Here is an 18,883-nt window from a genome sequence, read left to right as displayed (position 1 = left end):
GCCGTCCCCTCCTTAGGGCATGATCAACTTTCATATTTTCATAGTAGGTTTCAAAATAAAATTTATAAATATGCATACCATGCATAGTGGATAACTATATAATAAAGATAAAAATAGCTTTTCGACAAAATCCGCAATATGTGGATAATTTTTTTGCAAGCCTGTGGAATAATTTTTCCACAGGTTATTCACAATTGTGGATAAGTGTATATATTCCGAAAAGCTATCCAGAGTGAAAACACATTAATAATAGCAAATAATATAAGCAGTTGCAACGACTTTCTCTATTTATCCACAATATCGAAAATATGTTCAAAAAAGTTTTCCACAAGCAGGGGATGTGTTAAAAACATGTTAGTATCCTATGTGGATAAGAAAAAATCTGTCGAAAGATATCCACAAAGTAATGAAGATGTCTTTTTGGATAAAATGTTAAGGAGCATTTTTTTCATTTTCAAATTTGAAAACTGATAGAAATCGTCGGCGGGTGTTTCAAAGATTTTGGGAAACGAGTTGACAATGAAGCTGCGACATCTTTATAATGAATTAGACTGTCTATTATTGTTGACTAACCGATCCTCAGGGAGGTGTTATCAAAATGAAAAGAACTTATCAACCAAATAAACGGAGAAGAAGCAAAGTTCATGGTTTTCGCAAACGCATGAGTACGAAAAACGGACGAAAAGTGTTGGCTCGCCGTCGTAGCAAAGGAAGAAAAGTATTGTCTGCATAGGCCACTGAAAACCTCAGTGGTCTTTTTTCACATTTAGGCTAGACGGAACAGCTTACGAAAAAGCGCAGTAAAGAAGCAAATAGGTGGGCTGAGAAAAATGAAAAAGGCTTTTCGAATTAAGAAAAATAAAGAATTTCAAAGGGTGTTTAAAGGCGGAAATTCAGTGGCGAACCGTCAGTTTGTTTTGTACTATTTTCCAAAAGAGCAGAAGGTGCCCTTTCGGATCGGGTTATCCGTCAGTAAAAAAGTAGGGAAAGCGGTCATTAGAAATCGGATTAAACGATACATAAGGCAAACATTCACTGACTTGAAAGAGGATATTAAACCTGGGTTCGACTTTGTGGTGATTGCGAGAAAGCCTACGGCGGAAATGGATTTTCATGAAACCAAAAAAAGTTTGCTTCATGTCTTAAAAAAAGCGAAGGTTTTAAACAAGAATTCAAGTGAATGTTAGTCCTAAAGTAGGATGGCAGACATCCATTGATTGATAAAGGTATGCATTGCTGACTTTTTCGTGCTTTTCATTTTTCAGACAGAGGTCCGTTTTTTTGCGGAATCAGCATAGAGAATACAGTCAGGTACAGGAAGAAAAATATGAAAGAACATACGGTGATCGGACAAATCGTTAAAGAAGCCGTGCAAACAGTTTTTGGCACGATTGAGAGTGAAACGGGACGCCGTTGAATAAGGAGTTTTGCAGAAAGCGAAAAAAGGGATTTCGCTGATAGAATCAAATCATTTAAAGGGAGATCGTCCATTTTCGCTTGTATGATGACTCATTCAGAATAAGCGGAACGCCATCTCTTTGTCGTCATTTCTCTCAAATAAAAGAAAATTTTCACCGTTCCGTCTCCAAAAATCGGGTGGAAATTAATATTTGGAGCGTGAAAAAGAAGCTCTAATTTCAAGAAAAGTTCATAACTGTATAATATAGGAAAATTTTAAGTATAAATTTGTTGATTTCTATAAACGAAAAACACAAGCTAGAAGGCTTGTGTCGTTTTTTGTGAAAGTTTTCTCCTTATCCCTCATTTCAATCCTTTCTCTTTCCCGCTCACTTAATTCTCTTCGTTTTACTTTGATAACTTTCTTTTCTTCCGAAGATATTCACATGTTTATAATGCCCCTGTTCGAAGGTCGATTTGATTATTGTTATTCACATGTGAATAAGTTAAAATAATACCATTATCCGTTTATACTGTGGATATTTTTTGATACACTTATGGGTAGAAAATCATAAAATGAGATCTGAGCCAAGCCTTGACAAAAAGCAAGGTTCTTTTTTTGAAATACCTTATGTGGTAACCTAATAATTTAGAGGATTTAAAACTAATCCAATTTATTTATATAGATCAAAAGTTTGAGACGAAAAGAGGTGAGTCGATATGGATATCGACACGATTGCGGCTATTTCGACACCGCTTGGGGAGGGAGCGATCGCAATCGTTCGTTTAAGCGGCCCCGATGCTGTTTCTATTGCTGATCGAGTGTTTCACAGCCCCAATGGAAAAAAATTGGCGGACGTTCCTACCCATACGATCCATTACGGACAACTGCATGATCCACAAACCGGAAATGTTGTCGAAGAAGTAATGGTATCGGTCATGAGGGCTCCCAAAACGTTTACAAGGGAAGACGTGGTGGAAATTAACTGCCACGGAGGCCTTGTTTCGGTGAATCGTGTATTGCAGCTAGTACTAAATTCGGGAGCCCGGATGGCAGAACCGGGTGAATTTACAAAAAGAGCCTTTTTAAATGGACGTATTGACTTGTCGCAGGCAGAAGCAGTGATGGATTTAATCCGCGCCAAAACCGATAAAGCGATGAATGTCGCTCTTAATCAAATGGAAGGACGCCTTTCCAAGTTGATCCGTAAACTTCGTCAGGAAATTTTAGAAGTGCTCGCTCACGTGGAAGTGAATATTGACTATCCGGAATATGATGACGTGGAAGAAATGACCCACGAGCTGCTTTTGAAAAAATCTTTATACGTCAAACAAGAAATTGAAAAACTGTTACGGACGTCTCAGCAAGGAAAAATTTTAAGAGAAGGATTGTCAACGGTTATTATTGGCCGGCCGAATGTAGGAAAATCATCGCTGTTGAATGCTCTTGTTCATGAAAATAAAGCGATCGTCACCAATATTCCGGGAACAACGCGCGATGTAATTGAGGAATATGTAAATGTAAGAGGCGTGCCTCTTCGATTAGTGGATACAGCGGGGATCCGGGAAACGGAAGATATCGTCGAACGTATAGGGGTAGAACGGTCGCGGCAAGTACTAAAAGAAGCAGATTTAATTCTACTCGTATTAAATTATTCAGAAGAGCTGACGCCGGAAGATGAAAAATTGTTTGAAGCGGCAAAAGGAATGGACGTCATTGTCATCGTCAACAAAACCGATCTTCCCCAAAAAATTGATATGGAACGGGTACAGAAACTGGCAAACAACCATAAGATCGTAACGACATCTCTGTTGGAAGAACAAGGAATTGATGAATTGGAGGAGGCGATTGCTTCACTATTTTTCGAGGGATCGATCGAATCGCAGGACGCTACTTATGTATCCAACAGTCGCCATATCGCTTTGCTGAACCAAGCGCTTAATGCGATCAATGATGCGATTGCAGGAGTGGAAGCGTCTATGCCGGTCGACATGGTGCAAATCGACTTAACAAGAACGTGGGAATTGCTCGGTGAAATCATTGGGGATAGCGTCCATGAAAGTTTAATCAATCAGCTGTTTTCACAATTCTGTCTTGGAAAATAATGATCAGTACTTTTTAGAGGAGGAATATTACGATGCAGCAATATGAAGCAGGCCAATATGATGTCATTGTCGTCGGTGCCGGACATGCTGGAGTCGAAGCAGGCCTGGCTGCTGCCAGAATGGGTGCTAAGACGTTAATGATTACCATCAACTTGGATATGATCGCATTTATGCCTTGCAACCCGTCAATCGGCGGTCCGGCAAAAGGAATTGTTGTCCGCGAAATTGACGCATTGGGCGGGGAAATGGGAAAAAATATTGATAAAACCTATATCCAAATGAGAATGTTAAATACAGGTAAAGGTCCGGCCGTCCGTGCGCTAAGAGCGCAAGCGGATAAAGTTTTATATCAGCGGGAAATGAAAAAAACGCTGGAAAACGAACCGAATTTAACATTAGTTCAAGGAATGGTTGAAAAATTAATTGTCGAAAATGATGAATGTAAAGGGGTTATAACGAAAACAGGTGCGGTGTATCGTTCAAAAACAGTCGTTTTAACGACAGGAACCTATTTGCGCGGGGAAATTATCATCGGAGACTTGAAATATTCGAGCGGCCCGAATAATCAACAACCTTCGATAGGCCTTGCTGAGCATTTAAAAGAACTTGGATTTGACATTGTTCGATTTAAAACGGGTACACCACCGCGCGTCAATAGCAAAACTATCGATTACAGCAAAACGGAAATTCAACCGGGCGATGAAGAACCAAGAGCTTTCAGTTATGAAACGACCAAATTTATCACCGACCAGCTCCCTTGCTGGCTGACATATACCAATGAGGAAACACACAAAATCATTAATGCCAACTTGGACCGGTCTCCAATGTATTCCGGTATGATTAAAGGGACTGGACCGCGTTATTGTCCGTCCATTGAAGATAAAGTCGTTCGTTTCCATGACAAACCACGTCATCAAATTTTCTTGGAACCAGAAGGACGAAATACTGAGGAAGTATATGTTCAAGGTTTGTCTACGAGTCTGCCGGAAGATGTGCAACATCGTATTTTGCAAACTATCCCCGGTCTTGAAAAAGCACAATTAATGCGTGCTGGCTATGCCATCGAATATGATGCGATCGTGCCAACACAACTGTGGCCAACTCTAGAAACGAAAAAAATTAAGAATTTGTATACTGCAGGCCAAATTAATGGAACATCCGGCTATGAAGAAGCAGCTGGACAAGGGATTATGGCAGGTATTAATGCAGCATGTCGGGTTCTTGGAAAAGAAGAAGTGATTTTAAGCAGATCCGATGCTTATATTGGAGTGCTTATCGACGACTTGGTGACAAAAGGAACGAACGAACCGTATCGTTTGCTGACATCGCGGGCTGAATACCGCTTGCTACTCCGTCATGATAATGCCGATCTTCGTTTAACGGAAATTGGCTACAAGCTTGGATTAATTAAAGAAGAACGCTATCAAGCCTTTTTAAATAAAAAGCAAGACATTGAAAATGAAATGAAGCGGCTGAAATCCACTATCATCAAGCCGAATGAAGAGGTACAGCAGCTGATTTCAGAAGCAGGAGGAAGCCCGCTTAAGGATGGGATCCGAGCTTCAGACTTGCTGAAAAGACCGGAAATGACATATGACCATATCAAAAAAATCGTTCCGGCCGAAAAAGAGTTAAGCCCAGAAGTCGAAGAACAAGTTGAAATTCAGATTAAATATGAAGGATATATTCAAAAATCGCTGCAGCAAGTTGATAAGTTAAAAAAAATGGAAAATAAAAAGATTCCGGAAGATATTGATTATGATGCCATCAACGGTCTTGCCACAGAAGCTCGACAAAAATTAAAAAAAGTGCGGCCGTTGTCGATTGCTCAAGCGTCACGTATTTCCGGCGTCAATCCGGCGGATATTTCCATTTTGCTTGTTTATATTGAACAAGGAAAAATTGCACGCATCGCTAATTAAAATGAATATGGATCGGATCATTTTCCCGGAAGCGTCAAGCTGAACGAATGCGTTAGCATGTGGGAGAAAGGTTCCATAAAAGACACTGCAAATAGTTTTTTTCAAAAAATGTCCCCCACTTTTTGTCGATTTGAACAAGTGGGGGATGACTGCCTATAAGTGAGAGAATCAAAATAGGGAATGATGAAGTCATGAACATTGATCAATTTCAAGAAAAACTTAAAGAAAAAGGAATTATATTGACTTCTTTTCAGCTTGAGCAATTCGAACGCTATTACGAAATGCTTGTGGACTGGAACGAGCGAATGAATTTGACTGCCATAACCGATCGGGAAGAAGTCTATTTAAAACATTTTTATGATTCGATTTCCGCTGCTTTTTATTACGATTTTCGCAAAGAATGGTCGGTATGTGACGTGGGAGCGGGGGCCGGTTTTCCAAGCATTCCTTTAAAAATCGTATTTCCATCGTTAAAAATAACCATTGTCGATTCTTTGAAAAAACGAATTACCTTTTTGGAGGAATTAGCCAAAACATTGAAATTGGAAAATACGTCCTTTTACCATGACCGCGCAGAAAGTTTTGGACAAAAGAAAGAGCATCGCGAGCATTACGATGTGGTCACGGCTAGAGCCGTTGCCAGAATGTCGGTGTTGAGCGAACTGTGTTTGCCGCTTGTGAAAGAAAATGGAGCCTTTTTGGCGATGAAAGCTGCCCATGCCCAAGAAGAACTGCGTGCGGCTGAAAAAGCCATCTCCACTTTGGGAGGCAAAATCAAAGAAATTGGATCGTTTCTGTTGCCGTACGAACAAAGCGAAAGAAATATTATCTGGATTGAAAAAGTAAAACAAACGCCTAAAAAATATCCGCGCAAGCCTGGAGTGCCTAATAAAATGCCGTTGGAATAACGTTCCATAATAAGGAGAAAAAAGTTATTATAGAGAGGGAAAAGTCCGGACCGTCAAAATATTTTCCGGGAAATATATAAAAATATGTCGAAAGAAGATTATTGAAAAACACGAATTGACCATTGGTTTTGCAGGAACTTGTCGTCAAGATAAAGAATATGTAATAAGGGAGTTTCCTAAAGGTGGTGGAGGACGATGAAGCATCCTTTCTCTCGTTTTTTTGGTTTGGGTGAAAAAGAAGTTGATGAAACGCAAGAAATAACGAGTGAGAGAGAAGAAGTAAAACACATCCCCATATCCCAAATTATCCCCAATCGTTTTCAGCCGAGAACGATTTTTGATGATGAAAAAATAATAGAATTATCCAGAACAATTCATACGCATGGGATTATTCAGCCGATTGTTGTCAGGGAATTTGAGCAAGGAAAATATGAAATCATTGCTGGCGAGAGACGTTGGCGGGCTGTCCAGAAATTAGGATGGGAAACGGTACCGGCTATTATAAAGAATTTAAATGATACGGAAACAGCTTCTGTGGCCTTAATCGAAAACTTACAGAGGGAAGAGCTTTCACCCATAGAAGAGGCAATGGCTTACGGCAAGCTGTTAGAGCTTCATAATTTAACTCAAGAGGCTTTAGCTCAAAGGCTGGGAAAAGGTCAATCCACTGTGGCCAATAAGCTTCGTCTCCTAAAACTGCCTCAAGAAATCCAAGAGTCTTTATTGAAAAAAAACATTACAGAAAGACATGCGAGGGCGCTCATTCCTCTCAAAGATCCTGAAAAACAAATTCAGCTGTTGAATGAAATTATCGAGAAAAATTTGAATGTCAAACAAACCGAAGAACGAGTTGCCAAAATGTTAGACAAAACACCGGCAAAACCGAAACCGAGAAAAAAAGCAATCAGCAAAGATATGAGAATTGCGGTTAATACGATCAGACAGTCCCTTACCATGGTTGCAAAAAGTGGAATCAAGCTGGATTCAGAAGAAAAAGATTTAGGAGAGTTTTATCAAATTACCATTCGAATCCCGAAAAAAAAATCATAGATTACGTGAGTGAGAAGCATTCAATTTCATAAATGTTTCTCACTTTTTCATGGACTTTTCACATTTGTCTTCATTGCATCGATTCAACCAGTCTCCTCCTAATCTTTCTCCCTCTTAAATAAACAAAAAATTTTGATTTAAAAAAATAATTTAGATTTAAGAATCTTTTATAAAAAGTAAGTTTCGCTTTATTCTATCGTGGTTAAATCTGCACTGTACTTTAACACAGCCTTTGATAAAATAGATTACATAATTGGTAGAGCAAAAAGGTAGGTGAAAACCGTGGGCAAGGTCATAGCAATTGCAAATCAAAAAGGAGGAGTGGGGAAAACAACGACATCCGTCAATTTGGGCGCTTGTCTTGCTTACATAGGAAAAAAGGTTCTGCTCGTAGATATCGATCCTCAAGGAAATGCAACGAGCGGTGCCGGTATTGAAAAGGGAGAAATTCAGCAATGCATTTATGATGTTTTAGTTGATGATGCTGATATAGCCAAAATAGTGAACCCGACCGCTGTTGAAAATTTGTATGTTGTTCCGGCAACGATCAATCTTGCAGGTGCTGAGATTGAACTCGTCCCCACTATTTCCCGGGAAGTGCGATTGAAAAGCGCATTGGATAAAATCAAGCATGAATATGATTTCATTATTATAGATTGTCCCCCTTCATTAGGTTTGTTAACGATTAATGCATTGGCAGCAGCTGATTCCGTAATTATTCCCGTTCAATGCGAATATTATGCTCTCGAGGGGCTGAGCCAACTTTTAAATACCGTTCGTCTTGTCCAAAAACATTTAAACCATGATCTTACTATTGACGGCGTTCTTCTTACCATGCTGGATGCTCGGACGAATCTGGGTATTCAAGTCATTGAAGAAGTCAAAAAATATTTTCAGGATAAAGTCTATCGAACGATCATTCCCCGCAATGTCCGGCTGAGTGAAGCGCCTAGCCATGGGAAGCCTATTATACTTTATGATCCCAAATCAAGGGGAGCAGATGTTTATTTAGATTTTGCCAAGGAGGTGGCCATGAATGGCTAAGGGACTCGGGAAAGGAATAGACGCCCTATTTAAAAATTTGGAACCGGCCAATGAAGAAGTCATCAAAGAAGTAAAATTAAAAGAACTGCGCCCTAATCCTTATCAGCCACGGAAAATTTTCCATAAAGAAAAAATTAAAGAATTAGAGCAATCCATAGCAGAACATGGAGTGCTGCAGCCGTTGATTGTCAGAAAGAGTATAAAGGGATATGAGATTGTTGCAGGGGAAAGACGTTTTCGAGCGGCAAAAGAAGCGGGATTGGAAAAAGTCCCGGTGATTGTACGAGAAATGAAAGATGAGCAAATGATGGAACTGGCTGTTCTTGAAAACCTGCAGCGGGAGGATTTAACACCTATTGAAGAAGCAGCCGCCTATCAAATGCTAATGGATAAACTTGGTTTAACTCAGGAAGAATTAGCGAATAGATTAGGAAAAAGCCGTCCGCATATAGCCAATCATCTTCGTCTTCTTTCACTCCCACCTGAAATTCAAACTTATATTTCGGACGGGAAAATTTCCATGGGACATGGGAGAGCGTTGCTGGGGTTAAAGAAAAAAGAAAAGCTGCCTTATTTAGTCGAAAAAGTGTTGAAAGAACATCTCAATGTCCGTCAGCTTGAAAAATTAATTCAGCAATTAAATGAAAATGTTTCACGTGAAACAAAAAAGAAAAAAGAAGAAAAAGATGTCTTTCTGAAAGAGCAAGAAAGCATTTTACGAGATCGACTGGGAACCAATGTGGTGATTCGCCAAGGAAAAAATAAAGAAAAGGGAAAAATCGAGATTGAATTTTTCTCAAAAGAGGATTTAAATCGAATCCTTCAGCTGCTCAATCAGCAAGAAAGATAAAAAACCATCCAACGATGGTTTATTTTTTGGGCTTTGTTTTAAATTGAGATTTCCTATGAATTCTTATCGATATCATCGAAAATGCAAGATGAATGCCGCTTCAAGATTGTAACAACTTCGGAAGTATTGGAGGAAATTGGTATGGTGCTTTTGGGCTCGTTGGTTAATGGATTGAGCATTTTAGCCGGCTCGATTATAGGAAAATTTTTACACAATATACCGGAAGGCATTAAAAATGCGGTAATGCATGCGATCGGATTGGCTGTATTAGTGCTTGGTCTGCAAATGGGATTGAAGAGCGAAAATTTTTTGGCCGTTGTGATCAGTTTAGTTGTCGGTGTTGTCATCGGAGAATGGATGGCGTTGGAAGACAAATTAAATCAGTTAGGCATATGGATCGAAAGAAAAATAGGCAATCATTCAAACCGTAGTGGGAGCATTTCTGAAGGATTTGTGACCGCTACGCTCATTTTTGTTATTGGCGCCATGGGCATTGTTGGTGCTTTAGACAGCGGTATAAGGGGAAATCATCAAGTGCTGTTTACGAAGTCCATTCTGGATGGATTTACGGCGCTTATTTTAAGCTCCACTCTCGGAATGGGAGTTTTATTTTCGGCTATACCTGTTTTTCTATATGAAGGTTTGATCGCTTTGTTTGCCACACAAATTAACCATTTCGTCCCAAAAGAAATGATAGATTCCTTTATTACCGATATGACATCGGTTGGAGGAATTATGATCTTTGCGATTGGCTTAAACGTTCTTGGGTTAACGAAAATCAAAGTGGCCAATTTTTTGCCGAGCCTTGTGGTGACGGCCATTCTTGTCATTTTTTACTATTTTGTTTGATAACTGCTAATGATATGATCATAGTAAAGTGGGCAGTCAGTATTTTTATGGGAGCTGTTGCCTTTCTTTCAGTTCTAATGGATAGAAAGATTTTTTGACGGGATAAAGGTAGGACGCCTCTAAAATGCCTCGCGATATGATTTTGGCCATTTTCATCACTAAATTTAAACGGGTATTTTGAAGAACAAAAAACTCCATGAATCCGCTGACGTTCACGATGCCAGTTAAATGGGCATCGCCTACAGGGGGCAGATCTTTTTGAACACCCGCTCCAGGTTTGACGGGCCCTAGATCGATTTGGATACATCCAATGCTTTTTAAGCGGCCCAGGCATGCGTCGATTCCAATAATAAACGGATTGTCAAAAGTGCTGTGTACTTTATGTAATTTTTCCTGTAAATTTACCGCATGAACCGGATCGTCCAACGTTCCCAAAACATGAAAAGAAGAAAGCTGTTTTTCTTCCAGCAATGTCCCAACTAAAGGCCCTAATGCATCGCCAGTAGACCGATCGGTTCCGATACATATGAATACGATCGGCCGATTTTGTTTAGGCAGAAGTGAGACAAGCTGTTTTGAAATGATTTGGACGGCGTTTTCATCTTCATAGTGAATTTTTACAGGCTCTATTTTCTTGTCCAACCAATTTTTTATATTCATTTATACCGCTCCCTTCCGGATGTATTATAGTATACGGATAAACCAATTTTTCTATACGTGGGAATGCACAATCTTGCCAAAATATCTATCTGCAATATCCATTACTGGATAAAAAAGGAATGTTCGTTTCGAAAATAGATCAATGTTTTCGTTAAATGATAACCAAAAGGGGGGACCGACTTGAAAACTTGGGATAGATTGATTGAGCGGTTATGGGAAAGATTGACCAATGAAGATTTATGGCTGTCCATTGGTGAAGGAGCGCTGAAAATCACCGTAACGATATTGCTGGCAGCTATTGTGATTCGAATCGGAAAAGTGATGATCCGTAATATCTTTAAATTGCGTGCGAAATCTCCTTTAAACTTTTCGGAAAGAAGGGAAAACACCTTATTAAGGCTGCTGGAAAATGTTCTTACCTATGTGGTGTATTTTATCGCTTTTGTTAATATACTGTCGATTATGACATTTGATATAAAAGGTTTGATCGCGGGTGCTGGAGTAGTTGGTCTGGCTGTTGGTTTTGGAGCGCAAAGTTTAGTTAAAGATGTCATTACGGGATTTTTCATTATTTTTGAGGATCAATTCTCAGTAGGCGACTATATCCGTATTGGCAAATATGAAGGATATGTGGAAGAAATCGGGCTGCGGACGACAAAAATCAAAAGCTGGACAGGAGAGCTTCATATTTTGCCTAATGGCAGTATAACAGAAGTGACGAACTTTTCTTTGCACAACAGTTTAGCGATTGTCGACGTTACCGTTGCTTATGAAGAAAATATTGAGGAAGTGGAGCAAACGATTGAAGAGCTCTTAAAGACCCTTCCCGATAAATACGAAGAGTTAGTTGCTCCACCACAGCTGCTTGGCATCCAAAACATGGGGGCAACGGAAGTAGTATTGAGAATTGTTGCCGAAACAACTCCCATGAACCATATGTATATTGCCCGGATGATAAGAAAAGAAGTAAAATTGTGTCTAGATGAAAAAGGCATCGAAATCCCATTTCCGCGTCTTGTCATGTATTCGCGTGAAGAAAAAGAAAACATGATTGGAAGAAAAGACACGGAGACGAGTTAGGAGGGTGATCGTGTATGGACACCAAAACTTTTCAGCTGCATGATATTGTAGAAATGAAAAAGCAGCATCCATGTGGAACGAACCGTTGGCAAATCATCCGAATGGGGATGGACATCCGTATAAAATGCCAGGGCTGCGGTCATAGTGTGTTGATTCCAAGAAAAGAGTTTGTGAAAAAAATGAAAAGGGTATTGGAATCGGCTGATCAGGAAAACTAGACGAAAATGAGGCCATTTTCAGAGGATTGTTCCCTCTATCAAAATTGGCCTCTTATTTGTCCATTGAAAAAATGGAGAAATCTTACAATCTTTGATGAGAACCACTAAGTCTTTTTCTTTGTCAAAAAAGTTTTCCTTTGCCACACAGCTGTTTTGTAATGTTTCCACGATATGACAATGGTTTGTCATTTGAGATGCTTCTTGAATCACAAAAAAGCCTATCTCTTGATGACAAAGACGTTCACTCTTTTTCATTGGAAGTATTCGGAACAGGATTAAAAGAGATGCCAAGACGCGGTTCTTGTCATTTTTCTTTCTTATCTCTATAATTGGAAAAGGTTTTATTGTAGACTGACAATTTTTTATTCTTTTTTCAAGAGGAAAGAGGCTCATTTATAAATATCCTTTTCTTTGTTGCAGCCGTTTTTAGAAAGCAGAACAGTTATGGATGAAAGTTATATAAATAGAGGAGTGACTATTTATGGCTTTAACAGCCGGAATTGTCGGCTTGCCGAACGTTGGAAAATCTACCTTATTTAATGCGATTACAAAGGCGGGAGCGGAATCAGCGAACTATCCATTTTGTACGATTGATCCCAATGTAGGAATGGTGGAAGTTCCGGATCAACGTCTTAATCGATTGGCAGAGATCGTTCATCCCAAAAAAATCGTTCCGACCACTTTTGAATTCACAGATATTGCCGGAATTGTAAAAGGTGCCAGCAAAGGGGAAGGATTAGGAAATAAATTTCTTTCCCATATTCGCCAAGTGGATGCGATTTGTCATGTCGTAAGATGTTTTGCCGATGAAAATATTACCCATGTTGCTGGAAAAGTAGATCCGATTGCCGATATAGAAACGATCAATTTAGAATTAATTTTAGCGGACTTGGAAACAGTAGAAAAGCGAATTGGAAAAGTGGAAAAGATCGCGAAGCAAAAAGATAAAGCAGCTATGGCTGAATTTGAAGTGTTGAGCAAATTAAAAGAAGCCTTTGAAGCGGAAAAACCGGCTCGTACGGTAGAATTCACCGAAGAACAAGAAAAACTTGTGAAAGGTTTCCAATTGTTGACGATGAAACCGGTTCTTTATGTCGCCAATGTAGGAGAAGACGATGCAGCGGACGCCTCCAACAACCAATATGTACAGCAAGTACGTGAATTTGCAGAAAAAGACAATGCTGAAGTCATCGTGGTATGTGCAAAGATTGAGGAAGAGATCGCCGAATTGGAGGATGAAGAAAAAGCGATGTTCCTTCAAGAACTAGGCATCGAAGAATCAGGGCTTGATCAATTGATTCGCGCTGCTTATCATTTGCTTGGTTTGGCGACGTATTTTACGGCGGGTGAGCCGGAAGTGCGTGCTTGGACGTTTAAAAAAGGAATGAAAGCACCGGAATGCGCCGGTATTATCCATTCGGATTTTGAACGAGGATTTATCCGGGCGGAAGTGGTTTCTTATGAAGACTTAATCGAAGCAGGTTCTATGGTTGGGGCCCGCGAAGCCGGCAAAGTGCGACTGGAAGGAAAAGATTATGTCGTGCAGGATGGAGATGTCATTCATTTCCGTTTCAACGTATAATGAAGTTGATGGGAAAATCCGCTGTGTTTTTAGCGGATTTTTTCTTTTCAGTGTATATTAAGGAAACAAATTATTTTGTAACAGTTGAAAATACAAGCTTCAGTTGAAAAGCGATCTTTTTTTCAGATTTTAAAAAATAATCAGGAACATTCGTTCTGTTTATGGTATAATAAACAAGACAATGATAGATACACATTACCATCGTTTTTTTATACTGCACAACATTTATGGGAAATTGCTTTTTCGTTAAAACTATGGTATACTATCAAATTGTGAGTAATGAAAGATTGTTACTCCTTGCTCTTTTATGTGAAAAAGAGCCGCATAGACCATGAGGAGGTGAAAGAAAGATGAGAAAGTACGAACTTATGTATATTATCCGCCCAAACGTTGACGATGAAACGAAAAAATCAATCGTAGAACGTTTTGACAATATTTTGTCTTCCAAAGGTGCGGAAATCATCGATTCGAAAGAGTGGGGAAAACGTCGTTTAGCCTACGAAATTAACGACTTCCGCGAAGGAATTTACCACATTGTTCATGTGAAGTCGAATCCGGAAGCTGTTCAAGAATTTGACCGTTTGGCAAAAATCAACGACGATATTCTTCGCCACATTGTTGTAAAAGAAGATGAATAATTTGATGAAAATGAAATTTGAATCATATATGTTTCACGTGGAACACGTGTAAAAAAGGGGTTGATTCTGATGATGAACCGTGTCGTTTTGGTCGGTCGGTTAACAAGGGATCCTGAGCTTCGATATACACCGAATGGAGTAGCGGTTGCTACCTTTACTCTTGCTGTCAATCGAAATTATACGAATCAACAGGGCGAAAGAGAAGCTGACTTTATTAATTGTGTAGTATGGCGGCGCCCGGCTGAAAACGTGGCAAACTACTTAAAAAAAGGTAGTTTAGCTGGCGTTGACGGCCGTTTGCAAACACGAAACTATGAAGCACAAGATGGAAGACGTGTATATGTAACAGAAGTTCTAGCCGAAAGCGTTCAATTTTTAGAGCCACGCAGCGTTACCAATAATCGCGGCGGTGAAAACGGATTTTATAGCGGCCAGAAATCTCAGGATTTTCCGTTTAGCCCAAATCAGAATCAACAAAGAAATGAAAATTATACACGTGTAGATGAAGATCCATTTGCCAACGATGGACAACAAATTGATATTTCCGATGATGATCTTCCATTTTAAGCGAATAAAGAAAAGGAGGGAATCACATGGCTGGACGCAGAGGCGGACGCAGACGCCGGAAAGTGTGCTATTTTACAGCTAACGGCATTACACACATTGACTATAAAGATGTAGATCTTCTGAAAAAGTTCATTTCTGAACGTGGAAAAATTCTTCCGCGCCGTGTAACTGGAACAAGTGCGAAATATCAACGCCAATTAACTCGTGCCATCAAACGAGCACGTCAAATGGCACTTCTGCCATATGTAGCGGAAGATAAATAAGGTTTTCTTAGTAAGCAGCAGGGAATGGAATCCTTGCTGCTTTTGCTTATTTGTAAAATAAGCGCCATCTGTTTAATAGGATGAAATCTGTGTTTCTTCTGCACATTCCATAAAACAGAGCGATTTCAACAGTCTGCCAAGAATATTGAATCATCGTGATATGAAAGCTAAAATGGTAAGTGATGAACTTAAGCAACTTACCATGACATAGAGAGGTGTTTTTGTGAAAAATACGCGAATATTAACGGAAGGAGCGATGATGCTCGCTCTCTATGCAGTCCTGTTACTCATCACTCTTTACATACCGGTACTTTGGATTGCATCAAGCTTTTTTCTTATATTGCCGTTTTTCATATACAGCGCAAAATACCCTGCCAAAAACTCAGTCATGCTCATCATTGCAGCCATTATCATATCTATGATAACGGGAAATATTGTCGCTGTTTCGATTGGGTTTGCCTATGGAACAACAGGTGCGGCGATGGGTTATTTTCTTTATCGAAAAAAAGGGAAGTTCTCTGTTTATATGGCGGGAAGTTTGGTCTTTTTGGCCAATACGATCATTCAATACGTGGTCGCTGTTCTTTTCTTCCATTTTAATTTAATTGATGATTCCATGAAAATGTTGAGAGAATCGTTTGAGCGATCCGTTCATATGATGGATCAACTGGGAGAGCCCGTTCCTGACAAAGCAATGGAGCAATTCGAATTTGGCATGGACTATTTCCGTGCTCTTGTGCCAAGTATATTTGTCGTTTCTTCGTTTGTCATGGTTTTCCTGTTTACAGTCATCCATTTTCCGATTTTGAAAAGATTAGGGGTTGAGGTTCCCTCTTGGAAGCCTATCCGTGAATGGCAAATGCCGAAAAGCGTATTATGGTATTATATCATCGTTTTAATCGCAGCCATTATCTTTGTTCCTGAAAATGGGAGTATGTGGTATATGATTTATATAAATTTGTTATTTATGCTGCAAATCTGTCTCACCATTCAAGGGATCTCGTTTCTTTACTTTTTCGGGAACTTAAAAAATTGGCCGAAAGCGGTCCCAACAGCGCTGACAGTTCTTTCTTTTCTCTTTTTTCCGGTGCTTTATCTTGTCCGGATATTAGGTATAATGGATTTAGGTTTTGATTTAAAACAGCGCCTCCAACAAAAACCATGACTTAGGAGCTGAAGTTATGCTTTCTTATTATAACAGGCGGAACATAAGGTATCCGTTGATCGGATTAATCATTATGTCCATTGCTTTGTTATCTGTGCTAGCGCTATTTTACTGGTGGTTAAGCCTCATTGGGTTTATCATTATAGCTGCTCTATTTTTTCAAATTTTCCGTTCAGAGCGATTGATTTCCCACGAAATTGAAGAGTATATCTCAACGCTTTCTTATCGTGTCAAACGAGTGGGAGAAGAAGCTTTGATGGAAATGCCGATTGGGATCTTGCTTTTTAACGAGGATCTCTACATTGAATGGACAAATCCTTTTTTTGCTTCTTATTTTAAGGAAGAAACGTTAATAGGACGGTCACTTTATGAAGTAGCGGAAGAACTCGTACCGATGATCAAACAGGAATCAAGGGAAGAGATTGTGACTTTACATGACAGGCAGTTTCGGGTGGTGTTTAAGCCGGAAGAACGGCTTATGTATCTGTTTGATGAAACGGACCATCAAGAAATGGTCAGGAAATTTAAAGACGCTAAAACGGTGATTGCAATTATATATTTGGATAATTATGATGATCTTACACAAGGAATGGATGATCAAACTCGAAGCAGCCTAAATAGTATGGTGACTTCTCAATTAAATAAGTGGGCAAAAGAGTTTGGAATTTTTCTGAAGAGAACTTCTACGGAAAGATTTGTTGCCGTTTTCAATGAGGGGATTTTAAAAAAACTTGAAAAAGAAAAATTTTCTGTATTAGATGAAGTACGGGAATTGACTTCTAAGCATAATGTTCCGCTAACTTTGAGTTTTGGAATTGGAACGGGCGCAATGTCTCTGCCGGAACTGGGGACGTTGGCACAATCCAGTTTGGACTTAGCCCTTGGGCGTGGAGGCGACCAAGTTGCCATTAAAGAATCGAGTGGAAAAGTCAAGTTTTACGGTGGAAAAACCAATCCAATGGAAAAAAGGACTAGAGTTCGCGCGCGAGTGATTTCTCACGCGTTAAAGGAATTGATGATTGCCAGCGATAAAGTAATGGTGATGGGCCATAAATATCCGGATATGGACGCTATCGGCGCGGCCATAGGGATAAGCAAAATGGCTCGTATGAATCAGAAGGAAGGCTATGTCGTATTAAATTTTTCTCAAATGGATAAGGGTGTGAAACGGCTGCTGGCGGAAGTGAAGAAAGACCCTGACCTCTATTCGCGCTTTATTACTCCGGATGAGGCGTTGGAAATGGTCACAGAAAAAACGTTGCTGGTAGTAGTGGATACTCATAAGCCTTCGCTCGTGATTGATGAGAAATTATTGAGTAAAATAGAGAAGATAGTGGTAGTCGATCATCATCGCCGAGGGGAGGATTTCGTCCAAAATCCGATGCTCGTCTATATGGAACCATACTCCTCCTCTACTTCAGAGTTGGTAACGGAATTACTAGAGTACCAGCCAAAAGAAGAAAAAATCTCCATGCTGGAGGCGACGGCTCTGCTTGCCGGAATTACGGTGGACACCAAAAGCTTCTCATTGAGAACCGGATCACGGACATTTGATGCAGCTTCCTACTTGAGGGCACAAGGAGCTGATACCGTTCTAGTTCAAAAATTTTTAAAAGAAAATATTGATATGTATATTCAGCGTTCAAAACTAATTGAAACTGTATCCATCCAGCCAAATGGAATTGCGGTTGCCGTGGGAAGCGAAGAAGAGGAATACGATCCCGTTTTGATCGCGCAGGCAGCCGACACGTTGCTTATGATGGACGGCGTGAGAGCCTCCTTTGTCATTGCCAAGCGGAAAGATAACAAAGTGGGAGTCAGCGCCCGTTCTCTTGGTGACGTCAATGTACAGCTAATTATGGAGGAATTGGAAGGCGGAGGACATTTGACCAACGCCGCAACACAACTGGAGGATACGACCATCGAGGAAGTCGAAGTTCGACTTTGGAAAGCTATTCAAAAATATGTAGAAGGGGGAATGGAATCATGAAAGTAATATTCCTTCAAGATGTAAAAGGCAAAGGAAAAAAAGGAGAAATTAAAAATGTGGCCGATGGATACGCCCACAATTTCTTATTCAAAAAGAATTTGGCGATCGAAGCGACGCCAGCCAATTTAAAAGCTTTGGAAGCACAAAAGAAAAAAGAAGCGGAATTGGCAAAGCAAGAACTGGAAAATGCTAAAAAATTAAAAGAAGTTCTTGAAAACACGACGGTGGAATTAAAAGCAAAAGCTGGAGAAGGCGGGCGATTGTTCGGCTCTGTCACAAGCAAACAAATCGCGGAAGAATTAAACAAAACCCATAAAATTAAACTGGATAAACGGAAAATTGAATTGGACGATGCCATTCGTTCATTGGGATATACGAACGTTCCGGTTAAGCTTCATCCCGACGTTACGGCCGTGTTAAAAGTTCATGTTTCAGAAGACAACTAATTTTACCAAACCGTTCGGCTTGTTTTCATGATAAAATAGTTAAAAGAAAAGGGCTGATTCAGAGGGTTAAGATCCCTTTGACAATATATAGATAAACTATATCCATCATCCTTGTCTATATATTGTGAATTTGGAGGGCGAACTCTG

20 protein-coding genes are annotated in these 18,883 nt (G+C 39.8%); 18 read left to right on the top strand and 2 right to left on the bottom strand.

Annotated features, from left to right (window positions below; all coding sequences use genetic code 11):
- Positions 1 to 598: 598 nt before the first annotated feature.
- The 9 genes from rpmH (at position 599) to NST81_RS17250 (ending at position 10,127) form a co-directional block, all read left to right on the top strand.
- Positions 599 to 733: a 50S ribosomal protein L34 gene (rpmH, locus tag NST81_RS17290; protein WP_003353423.1), complete on the top strand. Its 135-nt coding sequence runs from the start codon at positions 599 to 601 to the stop codon at positions 731 to 733.
- Positions 734 to 830: 97 nt separating this feature from the next.
- Positions 831 to 1,187, top strand: a complete 357-nt coding sequence (rnpA, locus tag NST81_RS17285; RefSeq protein ID WP_048624337.1) for a ribonuclease P protein component — start codon at positions 831 to 833, stop codon at positions 1,185 to 1,187.
- A gap of 937 nt (positions 1,188 to 2,124) precedes the next feature.
- The gene (gene mnmE / locus NST81_RS17280) at positions 2,125 to 3,504 is read left to right on the top strand and encodes a tRNA uridine-5-carboxymethylaminomethyl(34) synthesis GTPase MnmE (RefSeq protein WP_341030513.1); all 1,380 of its coding nucleotides are present in this window, start codon (positions 2,125 to 2,127) and stop codon (positions 3,502 to 3,504) included.
- 32 nt (positions 3,505 to 3,536) lie between these two features.
- Positions 3,537 to 5,426, top strand: coding sequence for a tRNA uridine-5-carboxymethylaminomethyl(34) synthesis enzyme MnmG (gene mnmG / locus NST81_RS17275; protein ID WP_003353427.1), 1,890 nt, complete (start codon positions 3,537 to 3,539; stop codon positions 5,424 to 5,426).
- 191 nt (positions 5,427 to 5,617) lie between these two features.
- Complete coding sequence (rsmG, locus tag NST81_RS17270) at positions 5,618 to 6,334, top strand: 16S rRNA (guanine(527)-N(7))-methyltransferase RsmG (protein WP_048624335.1); 717 nt, start codon at positions 5,618 to 5,620, stop codon at positions 6,332 to 6,334.
- Between the two features lie 195 nt (positions 6,335 to 6,529).
- Positions 6,530 to 7,384: a nucleoid occlusion protein gene (noc, locus tag NST81_RS17265; RefSeq protein ID WP_048624334.1), complete on the top strand. Its 855-nt coding sequence runs from the start codon at positions 6,530 to 6,532 to the stop codon at positions 7,382 to 7,384.
- Between the two features lie 282 nt (positions 7,385 to 7,666).
- On the top strand, positions 7,667 to 8,428 hold the full coding sequence (locus NST81_RS17260) for a ParA family protein (RefSeq protein WP_003353431.1): 762 nt from the start codon (positions 7,667 to 7,669) through the stop codon (positions 8,426 to 8,428).
- Positions 8,421 to 9,278 carry a ParB/RepB/Spo0J family partition protein gene (locus tag NST81_RS17255; protein WP_341030451.1) on the top strand — a complete coding sequence of 286 codons (858 nt, stop codon included), beginning with the start codon at positions 8,421 to 8,423 and terminating at the stop codon, positions 9,276 to 9,278. Before NST81_RS17260 ends, NST81_RS17255 begins: the two co-directional genes overlap by 8 nt.
- 141 nt (positions 9,279 to 9,419) lie before the next feature.
- Positions 9,420 to 10,127 (top strand): DUF554 domain-containing protein, encoded by a 708-nt coding sequence (locus NST81_RS17250; protein ID WP_341030449.1) that lies wholly within the window; start codon positions 9,420 to 9,422, stop codon positions 10,125 to 10,127.
- A gap of 45 nt (positions 10,128 to 10,172) precedes the next feature.
- On the opposite strand, the gene yyaC is transcribed toward NST81_RS17250, so the two are convergent.
- Positions 10,173 to 10,787 carry a spore protease YyaC gene (gene yyaC / locus NST81_RS17245; protein ID WP_341030446.1) on the bottom strand — a complete coding sequence of 205 codons (615 nt, stop codon included), beginning with the start codon at positions 10,785 to 10,787 and terminating at the stop codon, positions 10,173 to 10,175.
- A gap of 180 nt (positions 10,788 to 10,967) precedes the next feature.
- On the opposite strand from yyaC, the gene NST81_RS17240 reads away from it, so the two are divergent.
- Together NST81_RS17240 and NST81_RS17235 are read left to right on the top strand one after the other, a co-directional pair.
- Complete coding sequence (locus NST81_RS17240; RefSeq protein ID WP_048624330.1) at positions 10,968 to 11,867, top strand: mechanosensitive ion channel family protein; 900 nt, start codon at positions 10,968 to 10,970, stop codon at positions 11,865 to 11,867.
- A gap of 14 nt (positions 11,868 to 11,881) precedes the next feature.
- Positions 11,882 to 12,085, top strand: coding sequence for a DUF951 domain-containing protein (locus tag NST81_RS17235; RefSeq protein ID WP_003353436.1), 204 nt, complete (start codon positions 11,882 to 11,884; stop codon positions 12,083 to 12,085).
- An 18-nt stretch (positions 12,086 to 12,103) separates the two neighbouring features.
- On the opposite strand, the gene NST81_RS17230 is transcribed toward NST81_RS17235, so the two are convergent.
- Positions 12,104 to 12,478 (bottom strand): hypothetical protein, encoded by a 375-nt coding sequence (locus NST81_RS17230; RefSeq protein ID WP_048624329.1) that lies wholly within the window; start codon positions 12,476 to 12,478, stop codon positions 12,104 to 12,106.
- An 88-nt stretch (positions 12,479 to 12,566) separates the two neighbouring features.
- Here NST81_RS17230 and ychF point away from each other — a divergent pair, with 88 nt between their 5' ends.
- The 7 genes from ychF to rplI all read left to right on the top strand — a co-directional run bounded on the left by ychF (position 12,567) and on the right by rplI (position 18,736).
- Positions 12,567 to 13,667: a redox-regulated ATPase YchF gene (gene ychF / locus NST81_RS17225; protein ID WP_048624328.1), complete on the top strand. Its 1,101-nt coding sequence runs from the start codon at positions 12,567 to 12,569 to the stop codon at positions 13,665 to 13,667.
- Positions 13,668 to 14,017: 350 nt separating this feature from the next.
- A complete protein-coding gene (gene rpsF, locus NST81_RS17220) occupies positions 14,018 to 14,305 on the top strand; it encodes a 30S ribosomal protein S6 (protein WP_048624327.1) in 288 nt (95 codons plus the stop codon).
- 69 nt (positions 14,306 to 14,374) lie between these two features.
- Positions 14,375 to 14,872, top strand: coding sequence for a single-stranded DNA-binding protein (gene ssb / locus NST81_RS17215; protein WP_048624326.1), 498 nt, complete (start codon positions 14,375 to 14,377; stop codon positions 14,870 to 14,872).
- Positions 14,873 to 14,898: 26 nt separating this feature from the next.
- Positions 14,899 to 15,135: a 30S ribosomal protein S18 gene (gene rpsR, locus NST81_RS17210; protein ID WP_003353442.1), complete on the top strand. Its 237-nt coding sequence runs from the start codon at positions 14,899 to 14,901 to the stop codon at positions 15,133 to 15,135.
- Positions 15,136 to 15,358: 223 nt separating this feature from the next.
- Entirely contained in the window at positions 15,359 to 16,300 is a 942-nt protein-coding gene (locus NST81_RS17205; RefSeq protein WP_328203267.1) for a YybS family protein, read from the top strand.
- 16 nt (positions 16,301 to 16,316) lie between these two features.
- Positions 16,317 to 18,290 (top strand): DHH family phosphoesterase, encoded by a 1,974-nt coding sequence (locus NST81_RS17200; RefSeq protein WP_328203270.1) that lies wholly within the window; start codon positions 16,317 to 16,319, stop codon positions 18,288 to 18,290.
- The gene (gene rplI / locus NST81_RS17195) at positions 18,287 to 18,736 is read left to right on the top strand and encodes a 50S ribosomal protein L9 (RefSeq protein ID WP_003353445.1); all 450 of its coding nucleotides are present in this window, start codon (positions 18,287 to 18,289) and stop codon (positions 18,734 to 18,736) included. The genes NST81_RS17200 and rplI overlap by 4 nt, the downstream gene beginning before the upstream one ends.
- The last annotated feature ends 147 nt before the right edge of the window (positions 18,737 to 18,883 follow it).

Origin of the sequence: Bacillus sp. FSL W8-0223 (assembly GCF_038006805.1) — a bacterium.
GTDB classification, from domain to species: domain Bacteria; phylum Bacillota; class Bacilli; order Bacillales; family DSM-4216; genus Bacillus_O; species Bacillus_O smithii.
The sequence above is the reverse complement of the archived record's forward strand: the minus strand, read 5'-3'. Positions and strand labels throughout refer to the sequence as shown.